Raw genomic sequence first — 14,898 nt, 5'->3', positions numbered from 1 at the left:
ACGCCGCCGACGCCTTCGGGCTCAGGGCCGGCAATCGCGGCGGCATCGATGAAGTGGTGATCGGCATCGGGCTCTCCACCGGCGAGGCGCTGGTGGGCAATATGGGCCTCGAAACCCGCTTCGACTATTCGGCGCTCGGCGATACCGTCAATGTCGCCTCCCGCGTCGAAAGCTCGTGCAAGGAGATGGGTTACGATCTGCTGATCACCTCATCCACCCGCGACGCCGTACCCGATTTCGCTATTCTCGAGGCCGGCGCCATCGCGCTCAAGGGCAAGTCCGACCGCGTCGTGCTGCACCTTCTGGTCGGCGGTCCCGAACTGGCGAAGTCCGGCAGCTTCAAGCTGCTGCGCGCCACCCATGGCGAGGCGCTGGCCGCGCTGCGCGACGGTCGCGACGCCACCGGCGCCATCGCCGAATGCCTGGCACTGGCCCAGCAGGTCGAGCCCGGGCTCAGGACGTTCTACTCCAAGCTCGCCGCCCGCCGCGCCGATTTCGCCGGCGCCGCGCCCGACGCTCACGAGCCGGCCGAATAGGCCTCGCGCATCTCCTCGATCTCGCCGAGCGCCGCGTAGAGCGGCCGCCAGTCGTCGCGCTCGGCGATCGGCGCCCACAGCGCCTCCATGTCCTCGATCAGCATGGTGCGCGGCGTTTCCCGGACAAAATAGGGATGTTCGAGGTTGGCGTTTGGCGCCGGCGGATGCGCGGTGATCAACCCGGCCAGCGTCTCGAAGGCCGCCCCCCGATAGTGTGCGGCAAACGGGCTGCGCATCGCGCGCCCGCCATCGCCGCCGCGCCAGTCGAAGAAGAACTGCTCGAACGGCACCTGCGTCTCGTGCAGGACGTTGAACAGCTCCTGCACCAGCGTCGAATCCTGCTCCACCCCCAGCGACTGCAGCCCCAGCCGGTCCAGCACCGCCCTCCAGACCGACGTCTGGAACGCCGGCCAGAACCGGTTGAGCGCCGCTTCGATCTGGGCATGCTCGCCCAGCGGCAGCAGGACCTCGGCCAGCCGCGTCAGGTTCCAGGCCAGCGTGTCCGGTTGCCGGCCGAAGGCGTAGAGCCCCGACTGGTCGAAATAGGCCGCCGTGAAGCCCGGATCGTAAGTCGGCAGGAACCGCCACGGCCCATAGTCGAAGCTCTCGCCGGTGATGTTGATATTGTCGGTGTTGAGCACCCCGTGCACGAATCCCGCGGCGATCCAGCGCGCGCCGGTCTGTGCCACCTTCTCGCTGACCGCGCCGAGGAGCTTCGCCGCCCGGCCATTGTCCCCCTCCTGCCAGAGCTCGGGATAGTAGTGCTGCACCGAATGGTCGAGCAGCGCCGCCAGCGCCTCGTCGTCCCTCAGGTATGCCAGCCGCTGGAACGAGCCGATCCGCACATGCGAATGGCTGAGCCGCACCAGCACCGACGACCGCGTCGGCGACGGCTCGTCGCCGCGCTGCAGCTCTTCGCCGGTCTCGATCAGGCTGAGGCTCTTCGACGTGTTCACCCCCAGCGCCTCGAGCATCGCCGTCGCCAGCACTTCGCGCACCCCGCCCTTCAGCGTCAGCCTGCCGTCGCCGCCGCGCGACCATGGCGTCCGCCCCGACCCCTTGGTGCCGAGGTCCAGCAGCCGCCCATCACGCAGGTCCTCGAGTTGGGCGTAGAGGAACCCGCGCCCGTCGCCGAGATCGGGATTGTAGGAGCGGAACTGGTGCCCGTGGTAGCGCAGCGCCAGCGGCTCGGCGAACGAACCAGCCAGCGGCTCGAACCGTCCGAAATGCGCAACCCACTGCTCGTCGCTGAGCTCATCCAGCCCCACCGACGCCGCCGCTCGTTGGTTGCGGTAGCGCAGGATGGTTTGCGGAAAAGCCGCCGGCTTCACCGGATCGAAGAGGCCGGACCCGAGCTCGGCATGGGTGGTGCGCGGACGGTACTTCGGCATATCAAGTCGTCCCCTCACCCGCCCTTCGGGCACCCTCTCCCTCAAGGGGAGAGGGAAGATGTGGCACCACCTGGCCCCAGCTTCCCTTCTCCCCTTGAGGGAGAAGGTGGCTCGGCCGAAGGCCGAGACGGATGAGGGGTCGGTCGACCTCCAGCCTCACCTCCGAAACACCCCCACCACTTCCACATGCGGCGAATAGGCGAACTGATCCACCGGCGTCACCGATTCCAGCCGATACCCGCCGCCGATCAGGATCGCCGCATCGCGCGCGAAGGTCTTGGGGTCGCACGAGACCGCCACCACCGTCTTCACCTTGCAGCGCGCCAGCTCGCGCGCCTGTGCCTCGGCTCCGGCCCGCGGCGGGTCGAACACCACCGCGTCGAACGGCATCAGTTCCACCGGCGCCAGCGGGTCGCGGAACAGGTCGCGCACCTGCGTGGTGATCGGCTTCAGTCCCTGCACGTGGTTGACCGCCCTGGTCAGCGCCACGATCCCCGGCCGGTCGCTGTCGGCAGCATGGACCCGCGCCGTCTCCGCCAGCCTGAGCGCGAACGGCCCGACGCCGCAGAACAGGTCCGCCACCGCCTTCACCGCGCCGCCCCCCGAGTCGATGCCCTCGCGCACCAGCCGCGCCAGCGTCGCTTCGGCCGCCGCCGTCGCCTGCAGGAAACTCCCCGGTGGAATCTCCACCATCGCCTTGCCCATCCGGATGGCGGGAGCCTGCACCATGAACACCGGGTCGCCGTTGAAGGTCAGCCGCGCCAGCCTGTGAGTGCGCGCGAAGTCCGCCAGTGCCATGGGCTTCAGCTTGCGCGCCGATTTGACCGACAGGTCGATCCCGGTATCGGTGGCGGTGAAACCGACATCGCAATCGCCGGCCAATTGCTGCAGCGCCCGGGCGATCCGCGGCGCCGCCTGCTGCAGCGCCGGCACGAGGATCGGGCAGGTGGCGATATCGAGCACGTCGTGGCTCTTTGCCCGCATGTAGCCGGTGCCGGACTTGCGCACATGCAGGCTCGTCCGCCGACGGCCGATGCCGCGCGCATCGATCACCTCGTCGATGCCGGCGTCGATGCCGGCATGCTCGAGGGCCAGGGCGACCAGACCTCGCTTGAACTCCGCGTAGGCCGGAGGCGCCACGTGCTGCAGCGCGCAGCCGCCGCAGCGGCCGAAATGCGGGCAGCCCGCTTCGACCCGGTCGGGGCTGGGCTCGACCACCTCGAGCAGCGTCGCACGTTCGCCCTCGAGCGCCGCCTCGATTCGTTCGCCCGGCAGCGCGAACGGCACGAAGATCCGTTCGCCGCCATGCGTGGCGACCCCGTCGCCGTGCTGGCCGAGGCTCTCGATGCGCAGTTCCGTCATGATCGCGGAGGTAGCAGGCTTTGGCCGCCGCCGTAAGGCCCGATCGCCGGCGACCAGCGCCATGCGGCGTGCTAGGGAGAAATCCCCTCAGACGCGGGAGCAGGACCGATGCCGCCAGATTCCGACTCCTACCTGGTTCGGATCGCCGAACTGGAGATCGACCCCTCCCGCCTCGAGGAGTACCGGGCCCTGCTGGCCGAGGAAGTCGCGGCCTCGGTGGCGCTCGAGCCGGGCGTGCTCTCGCTCCTCGCGACGGCGCTGAGGGATGAACCCCACCAGATCCGCCTCTTCGAGGTCTATGCCAGCCGCGCCGCCTACGAGGCTCATCTCGAGACGCCGCACTTCCTCCACTACAAGCGCCGGACGGCGGACATGGTGCGATCGCTTCGTCTCGTCGATACCGATCCGGTGGCGCTGCGCAGCAAGGCGTTGCCTGGCCCTGAGGACGGCGGCGCCGGCCGGTCTGGCTAGAAGCCCAGCAGGGCCCAGAGGCTCGCCAGCGTCATGAAGACGATGATCAGCGAGCCAATGGTCCACAGCGTCGCCCGGATGTCGTGGATCTGAGCGGTATAGTAGGCGGCAAAGTGCAGCAGCCGCGAGACGACGTAGCCGTAGAAAAGCGTCTGCGCCAGCCAGAGCGGCGGAGCGGTGAGCACGTAGAGAAAGCCGGCGACGAAGAAGAAGGGCAGGTTCTCGAGGTCGTTGTGCTGGATGCGGCGGATGCGCTCGACCCGGTCGTCGGGATCGAGCTGGCCGGGCCGCGGCTCGGGATTGAGGGCCGTGCGCCTGGCGTCCTCGGGCGAGCGATAGCCGCCCTTGACCTGCATCATCTTGACCACGGTGAGCCAGGACATGCCCACTGCCTTGAGCACCATCAGGGCCGCCGCGATGGCGTAGGTGGCGAAGACGGGATTGTCGAAACCGATCTGCGGCATGCTCGGGTCTCCTCGCTTTGGTCAGCGGCTGTAGCGGCTACGGGCGGCTTACCTTCTCCAGAAGGCTCGCGATCGAGACGAACGGAATCCCCATCCGCTCGCTGAGCCCGGTGGCGCAGGTCGAGACGGTCGAGAGCCCGATCGTGCAGTCGGGAGGAATCTGCGCCCGCGCAAAGCGCGTCGCGTGGGCGTTGAGCTCGGGTACGTAGAGCCCCTTGTCGCCGGCATAGCCGCAGCAGGTGATGGCATCGAGCACGACCGCCTTGCTGGCGATCGCCGCCGCCAGCGCCTCGATCGCCGCCTGCTCCCTGAGCCGCTGCGCCGAACAGTTGTGGTGCACGGCCACGGCCGGGAGCGGCGCGGTGACGGTCAGTCGCGGCAGCACCTCGTTGACGAGGAACTCGGCCGAATCCAGTACCGTCGCGGCACCGGGGTGCTCGCGCATGTGCTTGGCGCAGGTCGAGGCATCGGTCACCACCGGGTGGCGGCCCTGTTCGGAGAGCCGGTCGAGTTCGGAGCGCGTCGCCGCCCCCACCTGCTCCGCCTCTTCGGGAAAGCCCTTCGAGAGGAAGGGCTGACCGCAGCACTGCCCCTCGAGCCGCTCCGGCACCACCGGGTTGAACCCGGCCCGGCGCAGCAGGACCAGCATCGCTTCGGTGGCGGGCAGCAGGCCGTTCTCGTCGGTCTGGGCGCCGAACATGCGGGTGGCGCAGCTGGGGAAATAGACGACCGGGCCGTTCGGCGCTTCGGCGGCGGCCGGCCCGGCCTTTGGGGCCCCCGGCCCGACCCGAAGCGCCGGCGAGACGCGCGGCACGGCCTTCGGGGCGAGCCTGTGCATGGCGCCCGCCAGCACATCGGTGAGGCCGTCGCCGACGATCCGCCGCGACAGCTGCTGCACGCCGACCCCGAGCTTCATGCCGGCCTCGACCGCGCCGGTATGGCCCGCCACCCAGCTCGCCGCCCGGTGGTCGCCCTCGGTGCGGCGGCGCCCGCGTTCGCCGATCACCATGCTGCCGGTTTCGATACCCACCGGGCAGCGCAGCGAGCACAGGTTGCAGGCCGCGCAGGTATCGAGCCCGGCATACTGGAAGCCGTCGTCGAGCGCCTTGAGCCGTTCGGGGTCCTCCCCGGTCCGGCGCAGTCGCGCCCGCTCGCGCGTCACCACGATGCGCTGGCGCGGGCTGAGCGTCATGTGGTGGCTGGGGCAGGCCGGTTCGCAGAAGCCGCACTCGATGCACAGGTCGACGATCTCGTCGGCGAGCGGCATCAGCTTGAGGTTCTTGATGTGGATGTCCGGGTCCGGGTTGAGCAGCACGCCGGGATTGAGCAGCCCCTCGGGGTCGAACAGACGCTTCACCTCGTGCATCACCAGGTACGCCTTGGTGCCCCATTCCGCCTCGACGAACGGCGCGATGGCGCGGCCGGTGCCGTGCTCGGCCTTCAGCGAGCCGCCATAGCGCACCGACACGAACTCGCTGAGCGCTTTGGAGAAGCGATCGAACTTGTCGGCCGCGCCCGGCTCCATGAAGTTGTCGCTCATCTGGAAATGCAGGTTTCCGGCGAGCGCGTGCCCGAAAATGATGGCGTCCTCGTAGCCGAAATCGTCGAGGAGCTTGCGCATATCGATAACGAAGTCGGCCAGCCGGTCGATCGGCGCCGCCACGTCCTCGGTGAGCATCGAGGTGCCCTTGGGTCGCGCCGCGCCGCCCGAGGCGAAAAAGCCCTTCCGCACGTCCCACAGGGCGTGCGACTTGGCTTCGTCGGGCGAGAAGTCGATATGCGTCGCCCCTTCCGAGTGGAGGATGGCCACCGCCTTGTCGGTCTCGGCCCTGAGCGTCGCCTCGTCGGGCGCGCTGATGTCGATCAGGATCACCGGCGAGGTCTCGGTGAAGAACCGCACATAGGGCTGGATCGCCGGCAGGTGCTCCACCGTCTGCAGGGCCCGCCGCTCGATATACTCGGCCGCCGTCACGCCGGTCGTCGTCTGGATGCCGCCATTGGCGAGCTTGGAAATGGCCCGGGCGCACGAATAGGGGTCGGGGAACGGGATCAGCCCGGTCACCTTGTGGGGATGCTCGGGGATGGTGTTGTAGGTCACCTCGGAGACGAAGCCGAGCGTTCCCTCCGACCCCACGATCAGGTGGATCAGGATGTCGACCGGATCGTGGAAATCGACCAGCGCGTTGATCGAATAGCCGACGGTGTTCTTGATGCGGTACTTCTTCCTGATCAGCTCGACCAGCTGGCTGTCGGCCGTCACCTGGTGGTGCAGCTGGTGCAGCCCCTCGAGCAGCCGCGCATGCGACGTGCGGAAGGCCGCGACCGATGCCGGATCGCCCGAATCGAGCACCGTGCCGTCGACCAGCATCACCCTGAGCCGCTGCATGGTGTGGTAGGTGTTGTAGGCCACGCCGCAGCACATGCCCGACGAGTTGTTGTTGACCACGCCGCCGATCTTGCAGGTGGCCTGGCTCGCCGGGTCCGGCCCCAGCTTGGCGTTGAACGGCTTCAGCGCCTTGTTGGCGTTGGCGACGATCACCGCCGGTCCCAGCGTCACCCGCGCTCCGCTGTCGTCGATCTGCAGCTTCTTCCAGCCGTCGCCGAGCACGGCGAGCACCCCTTCGGTGATCGCCTGCCCCGACAGCGAGGTGCCGGCGGCGCGGAAGGTCAGCGGCAACCGCTCGGCCCGTGCCGCCTCGATCACTGCGCGGACCTCGTCCTCGGTATTGACGATCACCACCACGGCCGGCACCAGGCGGTAGGAGCTGGCATCCCCCGAATAGGCGTAGGTCATCACCGGGTCGGTCATGATCCGGTCCTTGCGGATCACATCCCTCAGCCGGTCGGCAACGCCCAGACCGGCCTGCGCCCGGTCCACCGCAATGGGGGCCATGTTGTTCACGATTATCGGTCCTTCAGAAAATCTGTCAGACAAGTTAGTGCATCGGGCGGCAAGATGCAAAAGCCTGCCGGTCTGTCGCCGGCGGCATGGAGCTAGACAATGGTGCAACATTCAGGACTGGAGCCGCCGGATCAAACCGCTCCGGCCAGGTCCCGGGAGAGCGTCCTGGTCGCCATCCCGGTGCACGACCGGCCGCGGCTGGTTGGCCACTGCCTCGCTACCGCGACCGCGCTGGTCCTGCCCCCCGGCAGCGAGATCCTCGTCATCGACGATGCCAGCACCGATCCGGCGATCCCGGCCCTGCTCGCCGGCGTGGCGACGCGGACGCGACAGCTGCGCCGCGACCGTTCGACCGGAGCGGGCGGCGCCATTGTCGATGTCTGGACGCGGTTCCTCGCGGGTCCGCACCAGGCGCTGTTCTGTCTCGACAGCGACATGATCGCCAACCGAACCGCGGTGGTGGACGGGCTTGCGGTGCTCTCCGGATTTGCTGGCCTGCTCTCGCTCTACAACTCCACCATGCACCCCGACCTGGGTCCGGTGTCCGGCCCGCGGGTGGCCAAGCCGCGACTCGGCAATGCCGGCACGCTGTGGACGCGCCGCCTCGTCGAGCTGGTCGCGGCCGAGATACCGGCGGGGCCGCGCATCGATCACCGCTACTCCGAACTGCTTGCCCGCCGCGGTATCCCGATGGCGGCGACGACCCGCAGCCGGGTGCAGCACCTGGGCATCGAGGGCAGCAACAACCGCTATTTCGGCATGATCGACTATGGCATCGGCTTCGTGCCCGATTCTGCCGAGCAGTCCCGGGCGCTGGCCGAGACGCTCGACCTGCTGCTCGGCAACCAGGCATACTATCTCAGGCCGCCGCTATGGCGCCGGGCGCTCCGCCGGCTGCTCCGGCCGACAGGCCCCGGCTGAGCACCGCGCCGGCCGAGCGAAGCTCGAATCTGTGGTCCGGCTCCTCAACAACCGGTTTTCGCCGTGGTAGGCCGCAAGCTGCAAAACGCCGTACGTCGCCCGGGACGGCCGGGATTCGACGTTCGTCTTTGCTTGCCAGTTGACCGCGAGCCGTCGGAAATCGTTTGCTGCGTCCATGGAACTCGCGATCCATCGTCCCGCCCCGCCGCTCGGCCTCCACGTCGAGACGATGACGTTTTTCGCCGGGCTCGAACCAGCACACCAGCGCCAGAAGCTGATTCCCGACGGCGCCATCGAGTTGATCGTCGACCTGGGCGAACGGCCCAAGAAGCTCTACGCCTCCGAGCACGGCCCGATCGCCACCGCTTTTCGCGGCGCCTGGATTTCCGGCATGCAGCGCCGGCCCATCATCATCGAGGCGCAGCCGCAGGCCTCGCTCTTCGTCATCCGGTTCCGCCCGGGAGGCGCCCATGCGCTCGTTCGGCATGATGCCGAAACCCTCACCGATTCCGTGTTCACCCTTGCCGACGTGATCGATGCCACTTCGCTGCGCGATTGCATCCTCGAGGCGGCAACGCCCGCCGGCCGCTTCGCCGCGGCCGAAGCCTGGCTGCTGGGCCGCATCGGCCCGCGACTCGGCATCGATCCCGTCGTCCGCCATCTTGCCGCGCGTCTCGGCCGCGGCCGGGTGCGCGATCTGGTCGAGGCCACCGGCTACAGCGACCGCCACGTCCGCGCCCTGTTCCGCCGCCATGTCGGCGTCAGTCCCAAGCAGTTCGCCCGCATCGAGCGCTTCCGCGGCCTGCTGCGCGGCCTGAGCGGCGTGGTCATCGACATGGAGTTTCGCGGCGCGCCGCTGCCGCCGCAGGATTGGGCCCGGCTCGCGGGCGCCCACGGCTACGCCGACCAGTCGCACCTGGTGCACGAGTTCCGCGCCATGTCCGATATGACGCCGAGCGCCTACCTCTCCGCCTATCGCGGCCTCGAGAACTACCTGCCGATCGTCACCGACGGCGATAGCTGACCGGTTCGGCTGGGAGCAGACCACCCGGCTGTCGACTTCCGTTTTCTACAAGACGGCTCGCGCCGTCTGGGGCAGTATCAGGTCGGTTTCAGGGGGAACACATCATGCCTGCTGTCAACTGGTTCGCCGTCATTGCCGCCGCCGTTTCCGCCTTTGTGCTCGGCGGCCTGTGGTATTCGCCGCTGCTGTTCGAAAAGGCCTGGCAGCGGGCCGCCGGGCTGGGCGACGCCGATCTCAAGCGCGGCAGCATGCCGCTGATCTTCGGTGTCGCCTTCGTGCTGACCCTCCTGATGGCGGCCAACCTCGCCTTCTTCGTCAACGGCCTCGACCTGGGCATGGTACTGGCCTACTCGCTGGCCGCAGGTCTCGGCTGGTCGGCGTTCGGGCTGGGGATCGTCGCCCTGTTCGAACGCCGGCCGCCGGCCTATTTCCTGATCAATGGCGGCTATCTGACACTGATGTTCCTCGTCATGGGGCTGATCCTCGGCCTCTGGCGCTGACGCCTCGTCAGCACCGTCGCGCCGCGGGGCCGACCTTGCCTCGCCGGCGCGACGGACCGCCGGCGCCTCAGCCGCGGTCGATCTCGACCGCTTCCTCGGCACGGGGGCGACCGCGACGGATCTCGTCCGCGGCGCGGTGGAGGATCTCGATGACGCGCCTCTCCTCGTCGGGCCCGTGCCGGACTGCGTCCTTCAGCGCCCGCTTCAGTGCCTTGCGCGCCTCGTCGACGTCGCGCGGCAGCGGTCCGGCCTGGCGCGGTGCGTGGTCCGGTCGGGGGTGATGCGGCGGGCGTGGCGGCGGGGGCGGTGGCCCGCGCTCGGCGAACGGCCGGCCATGCCGCCCCATGTCGTCGAATCGCTCGGCCTGCTCGGTGCCGAAATCGGCGTTCGACATCCTGTCGCGCCACTCGTGCATGCGGGCACCGGCCTTCTCGAGAAAATCGAGGGTCGACTCGATCGCCTCGCGGTTGTCGGCGAGGTGGGAGCGGCCCTCGTCGGTGATGGTGTAGAGCTTCTTGTTGCCCTCCGCCGCCGAGGTGACGTAGCCGGCCTCCTCTAGGAAGGTCAGCGCCGGATAGATGACGCCGGGGCTCGGCGAGTAGAGGCCGTGCGACTGCTCCTCGATGGCCTTGATCAGGTCGTAGCCGTGTCGCGGCTGCTGTTCGATCAGGTACAGGGCGACCAGCCTGAGGTCCCCCGAGGCCAGCATCCTGCCGATGCGAAAGTTGCCGCCGAAGCCGCCCCAGTCGCCCAAGTTGACGTTGAAATTGCCAAACTGCCGGAAGCCGCGACGGGCCATCGCCTCCATCCGGCGCCAGTTGCGCTCCCAGCGCGGGTCATGATCTTGCATCGACTGTTCTCCGATGTATCTTACGATAGGTCGAAGATGCGCACTTCGTGGCGCGCTTTCAAGACACTCGTACGATATATCTTGATGATTGGGACCGGCACTAGCGATAGTCCACCAGCTTCCTCTCGGGGTCGTAGGCCTGCTCGGCCACGGTGCGGATCACCGCCTGGCCACACTTCATGCGCTTGGCCACCGCATCATAGGCATAGGTGGGGCTGCCATGCAGCTCCCAGCCCTCCGACAGCGCCTTGGTGACCTTGTGGCAAAACGAGGAATCGTCCTCCCCCGTGAGGAACCGATAGATCAGCATGCAATGCTCCTATGCCCCGCCCCCCGGCGTCGGGCGATTGATATTCTGCCCGCGAACCGCTAATCGCTGCGGCATGCACCGTTTTCCAGCATTTTTGCTCGACGGCTACAAGTCGTTCATGTCGGATCGCTACGATCCGGAGCAGGGGCGCTATCGCGAGCTTGCCGACAAGGGCCAGTCGCCCACCACCATGATCATCGCCTGCTGCGACAGCCGCGCGGCCCCCGAGACGATCTTCTCGGCCGGACCGGGCGAACTGTTCGTGCTGCGCAACGTCGCCAACCTGGTGCCGCCGTTCCAGCCCGATGGCGGCCAGCACGGCACCTCGGCGGCCATCGAGTTCGCCGTCAATGCGCTGAAGATCTCCAATATCGTGATTATGGGCCACGGCCGCTGCGGCGGCATCCGCGCCGCGCTCGATCCCAGCGCCGGCCCGCTCGCCCAGGGCGATTTCATCGGCAAGTGGATGAGCATGCTGGCGCCGGTCTCGGAGGCGGTGTCCCGCTACAGCCTCGCCACCAGCAAGGAGCGCCAGACCATGCTGGAGCGCTTCTCGATCCGCAACTCGATCGCCAACCTGCGCACCTTTCCCTACGTCAAGGCACTGGAGGCAGAAGGCAAGCTCGGCGTCCACGGCGCCTGGTTCGACATATCGTCGGGCGAACTGTGGGTGATGAACCAGGACGGCGACTTCTACCGTCCGGACGCGTAGGCCGCACCGTCCGGTCGGACCCACCGGTAGCGCACGTCCGGTGCCCTGGCCTCGTTATCCGCCCCGTCGGTGAACTCCACCGCAACGAAGCCGTGCCGCTCGTAGAAGCGCCGGGCGGCCGTGTTCCGGGCGAAGCACCAGAGCTCCAGTCTTGGGTGCCGCGCCATCGCATCGGCGAGCAGCGTCGCGCCGATGCCGGCGCCGATCGCGGCCGGTGCCACGTAGAGCTGCTCGATCCAGCCGTTCCGTCCGGCGATGAACCCGGCGATCCGTCGATCGGCTTCGGCGACCGTCACCGTGCAGTCGCGCAGCACCACTTCGGCGATGAACTGGCGGTCTTCCGCCACGCTGTGGAGTTCAGGCAGGAAACACAGCAGGCGACGCGAGGCGGAGAACACCGCCGCAACGGCATCGGCGTCCCCTGCCGTGGCGGGTCGCAGCGCGATCACGCCGGCGCACGCGGGAACAGACGCGGCCCGAACACGTTGAGCAGCAGCCCGGCGAACACCAGCAGGCTGCCGGCGATCTCGAGCCCGCTCACCGTCTCGCCCAGCAGCAGCGCCGCGCTGCCGATGCCGGCCACCGGGATCAGCAGCGCGAACGGCGCGACGAGATTGGCCGGATAGCGGCTGAGCAGCATGGCCCAGAGGCCGAACCCGAGCAGCGTCGCGCCCCACGCCATGAACGCCACCGACCCGATCGCCCGCGGGCTCATGTCGAGGATCGCCGTGAACGCCGCCGGCCCGTCGAGCAGGTACGACCCCACCAGCAGGGGAATGGGCGGCACCAGCGAGGACCACACCACGAATCCCAGCATGTCGATAGGCCCCGCCGCCTTGCTCGCCATGTTGCCGAGGCCCCAGCATACCGCCGCGACGATCGTCAGCAGCAGCGGCAGCAGCGCCGCACCGTCGAGCCGGGCGAGTCCGATCACCCCGATCCCGGCGAAGGCAACCAGCGCTCCGGCCACCTGCACCGGCTTCGGCCGCTCGCCGAACAGGTAGAAGGCGAGAAAGATGGTGAAGAACACCTGCAGCTGGATCACCAGTGAGCTCAGCCCCGCCGGCATGCCGAGCTTGATCGCAACGAACAGCAGTCCGAACTGCCCCACCCCGATCGCCAGCCCGTAGCCGAGGAGGATCGGCAACCGCACCTGCGGCCGACGGACGAAGACCACCGCCGGCACCGCCGCCGCCAGATAGCGCAGCGCCGTCAGCGTCAGCGGCGGCACCTCGTCCACCCCCCAGCGGATGGCAATGAAGCTCAACCCCAAAAGGACGACGACGAGCAGGGCGAGGAGAATGTGGCGGACGGACATCGAAGTCTGCATCACGGCTTCCCTTCCTCCCGTGTGGGACGTCGCGCCGGTCGTGCAGCGCCTGATCGTTCCGCTGGGCCAGGCGCCGGATGGAGGGGGCGGCCGCAAGCGTCGGCGCGCGTTGCCTGCCCCTCATCCGTCCTTCGGGCACCCTCTCCCCCGAGGGGGAGAAGGAAGAAGAATTAGGCCGCCTTCTTCTCCACCAGCCGCCGCTCGATCAGCGTCTCGAGGATCTGCACGGTGTTGAGCGCCGCACCCTTCCTGAGATTGTCGCTCACTACCCACATCGACAGCCCGTTCTCGACGGTCACGTCCTCGCGGATGCGGCTCACATAGGTGTCGTACTCGCCCACGCACTCGATCGGGGTCGCGTAGCCGCCGGCCTCGCGCTTGTCGAGCACCGAGATGCCGGGCGCGTCGCGCAGCAGGTCGCGTGCCTCGTCGGCAGTGATCGGCCTGTCGAACTCGAGGTTCACCGCTTCGGAGTGTCCCACGAATACCGGCACGCGCACGCAGGTGGCGCTGAGCTTGATCTTGGGGTCGAGGATCTTCTTGGTCTCGACCACCATCTTCCACTCTTCCTTGGTGGCGCCGTCCTCCATGAACACGTCGATATGCGGGATGACGTTGAAGGCGATCTGCTTGGAAAACTTCTTCGGCGTCGGGCTGTCGTTGACAAAGATGCCCTTGGTCTGCGCCCACAATTCGTCGACGCCTTCCTTGCCGGCGCCGGAGACCGACTGATAGGTCGCGACCACCACGCGCCTGATCGTCGCGAAGTCGTGCAGCGGCTTCAGCGCCACCACCAGCTGCGCCGTCGAGCAGTTCGGGTTGGCGATGATGTTCTTCCTGTCGTTCTGCGCCATGTAGGCGTCGAGCACGTGGGCGTTGACCTCGGGCACCACCAGCGGCACGTCGGCGTGGTAGCGCCAGAAGCTCGAATTATCGACGACGATGCAGCCGGTGCGGCCGATCTTTTCGCCATACTCCTTGGCGATCGCCGAGCCGGCGCTCATCAGCGCGAAATCCACCCCGGCGAAGTCGAAATGCTCGAGGTTCTGCACCTTGAGCCGCTTGTCGCCGAAGCTGATCTCCTGGCCCTGGCTGCGCGCCGAGGCGAGCGCGATCACCTCGGAGGCGGGAAACTTCCGCTCGGCGAGGATGTTGAGCATTTCCCGGCCCACATTGCCCGTGGCCCCGACGACGGCGACGCGATAACCCATCTCTTGAACTTCCTTGCTTGCCCTATCCCCCGCGCGTCGATCGCTCCCGATCCCGCGGCACACGTGGCTCCGGCCGCTCCCCGGCGGGAGAGGCCCGGGGATCGGCTCAGGGGGTTTTGGTGGTTTTGGTCGCCGCCGCGCAGAAGCCGGCAGCGTGCATCGCGCCCTCGGCTTTCGCGTTGATATTCCGGTCGATGCGCATCGCGCCCGGTCCTCGTTAAGTGCGGCACGCCGTTATCTACGCCGAAATCGCCAAGTGTCAACCAGCGAATAGGCATTTGCCTATCATCGCAGACGGAAAGCGCCCCGCCCGGGGGCGGAGCGCTTGCCTGTGCTGTCCCGCGGAGGGCCGGCTCAGGGGCCGACCGGTCCGACCTGGGTGATCGTCGCCGTGCTGTTGACGCTGGTGCTCCAGATGCCGGCGAAGTTGCCCCAGCCCCACTGCGTCGTCGTGGCGTTGTTGTTGGCGCCGATCTGCACCGTCGTCGAGCTGTTGTCGGCGCCGACCTGGCCGGTGGTCGCGGTGTTGTTCACCCCGGCCTGCACGGTGGTGTCGGTATTGTCGACACCCAGCTGCACGTTGGTCGCGCTGTTGTCGGTCCCGAGCTGCGCCTGGGTGTTGTCGTTGCCTTCACCCAGCTGCACGTTGGTGGCAGAGTTGTCGACACCGCCCTGCAGCGTCAGGTTCGAGTTGTCCTCGCCGCCCTGGACGCTCAGCGCCTCGTTGCCGGCTCCTGCCTGGCCGGTGAGGTTCGAATTGTCCTCGCCGATCTGGGCGTTCAGCGCCTCATTGTCGTTTCCGAGCTGCACCGCGGCGTTGTCGTTCTCCTCGCCGAGCTGCAGGTTGCCGGCGAGATTGTCGTCGCCGCCCTGGATGGCGAGGTTCTCGTTCTCCGACCCACCCTGGATGTTGG

Annotated in this window: 15 protein-coding genes and 1 pseudogene; 6 read left to right on the top strand and 10 right to left on the bottom strand. The window is 68.1% G+C overall.

Features of this window, described 5'->3' with window-relative positions; genetic code table 11:
- Positions 1-536 (top strand): adenylate/guanylate cyclase domain-containing protein (locus ACE3TU_RS10445; RefSeq protein WP_374623714.1); only part of this gene is annotated, 536 nt, incomplete at its 5' end.
- On the opposite strand, the gene ACE3TU_RS10440 is transcribed toward ACE3TU_RS10445, so the two are convergent.
- Together ACE3TU_RS10440 and ACE3TU_RS10435 are read right to left on the bottom strand one after the other, a co-directional pair.
- Entirely contained in the window at positions 518-1,927 is a 1,410-nt protein-coding gene (locus ACE3TU_RS10440) for a protein adenylyltransferase SelO (protein WP_374623712.1), read from the bottom strand. The genes ACE3TU_RS10445 and ACE3TU_RS10440 overlap by 19 nt on opposite strands.
- 156 nt (positions 1,928-2,083) lie before the next feature.
- Entirely contained in the window at positions 2,084-3,289 is a 1,206-nt protein-coding gene (locus ACE3TU_RS10435) for a class I SAM-dependent RNA methyltransferase (protein ID WP_374623709.1), read from the bottom strand.
- A gap of 108 nt (positions 3,290-3,397) precedes the next feature.
- On the opposite strand from ACE3TU_RS10435, the gene ACE3TU_RS10430 reads away from it, so the two are divergent.
- Complete coding sequence (locus ACE3TU_RS10430) at positions 3,398-3,760, top strand: putative quinol monooxygenase (RefSeq protein WP_374623706.1); 363 nt, start codon at positions 3,398-3,400, stop codon at positions 3,758-3,760.
- Here ACE3TU_RS10430 and ACE3TU_RS10425 read toward each other — a convergent pair.
- Both ACE3TU_RS10425 and ACE3TU_RS10420 read right to left on the bottom strand, forming a co-directional pair.
- The gene (locus ACE3TU_RS10425) at positions 3,757-4,224 is read right to left on the bottom strand and encodes an MAPEG family protein (protein WP_374623704.1); all 468 of its coding nucleotides are present in this window, start codon (positions 4,222-4,224) and stop codon (positions 3,757-3,759) included. The genes ACE3TU_RS10430 and ACE3TU_RS10425 overlap by 4 nt on opposite strands.
- Before the next feature lie 37 nt (positions 4,225-4,261).
- Entirely contained in the window at positions 4,262-7,117 is a 2,856-nt protein-coding gene (locus ACE3TU_RS10420) for an FAD-binding and (Fe-S)-binding domain-containing protein (RefSeq protein WP_374623716.1), read from the bottom strand.
- Between the two features lie 108 nt (positions 7,118-7,225).
- Here ACE3TU_RS10420 and ACE3TU_RS10415 point away from each other — a divergent pair, with 108 nt between their 5' ends.
- The 3 genes from ACE3TU_RS10415 (at position 7,226) to ACE3TU_RS10405 (ending at position 9,571) form a co-directional block, all read left to right on the top strand.
- On the top strand, positions 7,226-8,047 hold the full coding sequence (locus tag ACE3TU_RS10415) for a glycosyltransferase family 2 protein (protein ID WP_374623701.1): 822 nt from the start codon (positions 7,226-7,228) through the stop codon (positions 8,045-8,047).
- 175 nt (positions 8,048-8,222) lie between these two features.
- Positions 8,223-9,071: a DUF6597 domain-containing transcriptional factor gene (locus tag ACE3TU_RS10410; protein ID WP_374623698.1), complete on the top strand. Its 849-nt coding sequence runs from the start codon at positions 8,223-8,225 to the stop codon at positions 9,069-9,071.
- A 104-nt stretch (positions 9,072-9,175) separates the two neighbouring features.
- A complete protein-coding gene (locus tag ACE3TU_RS10405; RefSeq protein ID WP_374623696.1) occupies positions 9,176-9,571 on the top strand; it encodes a DUF1761 domain-containing protein in 396 nt (131 codons plus the stop codon).
- A gap of 67 nt (positions 9,572-9,638) precedes the next feature.
- Here the strand turns inward: ACE3TU_RS10405 and ACE3TU_RS10400 are convergent, their stop codons facing one another.
- Together ACE3TU_RS10400 and ACE3TU_RS10395 are read right to left on the bottom strand one after the other, a co-directional pair.
- Positions 9,639-10,421 (bottom strand): helix-turn-helix transcriptional regulator, encoded by a 783-nt coding sequence (locus ACE3TU_RS10400; protein WP_374623694.1) that lies wholly within the window; start codon positions 10,419-10,421, stop codon positions 9,639-9,641.
- Positions 10,422-10,521: 100 nt separating this feature from the next.
- Positions 10,522-10,731 (bottom strand): DUF1737 domain-containing protein, encoded by a 210-nt coding sequence (locus ACE3TU_RS10395; RefSeq protein WP_374623691.1) that lies wholly within the window; start codon positions 10,729-10,731, stop codon positions 10,522-10,524.
- 73 nt (positions 10,732-10,804) lie between these two features.
- Here ACE3TU_RS10395 and ACE3TU_RS10390 point away from each other — a divergent pair, with 73 nt between their 5' ends.
- On the top strand, positions 10,805-11,443 hold the full coding sequence (locus tag ACE3TU_RS10390; RefSeq protein WP_374623688.1) for a carbonic anhydrase: 639 nt from the start codon (positions 10,805-10,807) through the stop codon (positions 11,441-11,443).
- Here the strand turns inward: ACE3TU_RS10390 and ACE3TU_RS10385 are convergent.
- The 4 genes and pseudogenes from ACE3TU_RS10385 to ACE3TU_RS10370 form a co-directional block, all read right to left on the bottom strand.
- On the bottom strand, positions 11,425-11,892 hold the full coding sequence (locus ACE3TU_RS10385; RefSeq protein WP_374623685.1) for an N-acetyltransferase family protein: 468 nt from the start codon (positions 11,890-11,892) through the stop codon (positions 11,425-11,427). The genes ACE3TU_RS10390 and ACE3TU_RS10385 overlap by 19 nt on opposite strands.
- Positions 11,889-12,773 (bottom strand): EamA family transporter, encoded by an 885-nt coding sequence (locus tag ACE3TU_RS10380; protein ID WP_374623683.1) that lies wholly within the window; start codon positions 12,771-12,773, stop codon positions 11,889-11,891. Before ACE3TU_RS10380 ends, ACE3TU_RS10385 begins: the two co-directional genes overlap by 4 nt.
- A gap of 170 nt (positions 12,774-12,943) precedes the next feature.
- Positions 12,944-13,984, bottom strand: a complete 1,041-nt coding sequence (locus ACE3TU_RS10375) for an aspartate-semialdehyde dehydrogenase (protein WP_374623680.1) — start codon at positions 13,982-13,984, stop codon at positions 12,944-12,946.
- A gap of 354 nt (positions 13,985-14,338) precedes the next feature.
- Positions 14,339-14,898 (bottom strand): annotated as a pseudogene (locus ACE3TU_RS10370) (hypothetical protein); the annotation flags it as partial.

This window comes from Devosia sp., assembly GCF_041917035.1.
Classification (GTDB): domain Bacteria; phylum Pseudomonadota; class Alphaproteobacteria; order Rhizobiales; family Devosiaceae; genus Devosia_A.
The sequence above is the reverse complement of the archived record's forward strand: the minus strand, read 5'-3'. Positions and strand labels throughout refer to the sequence as shown.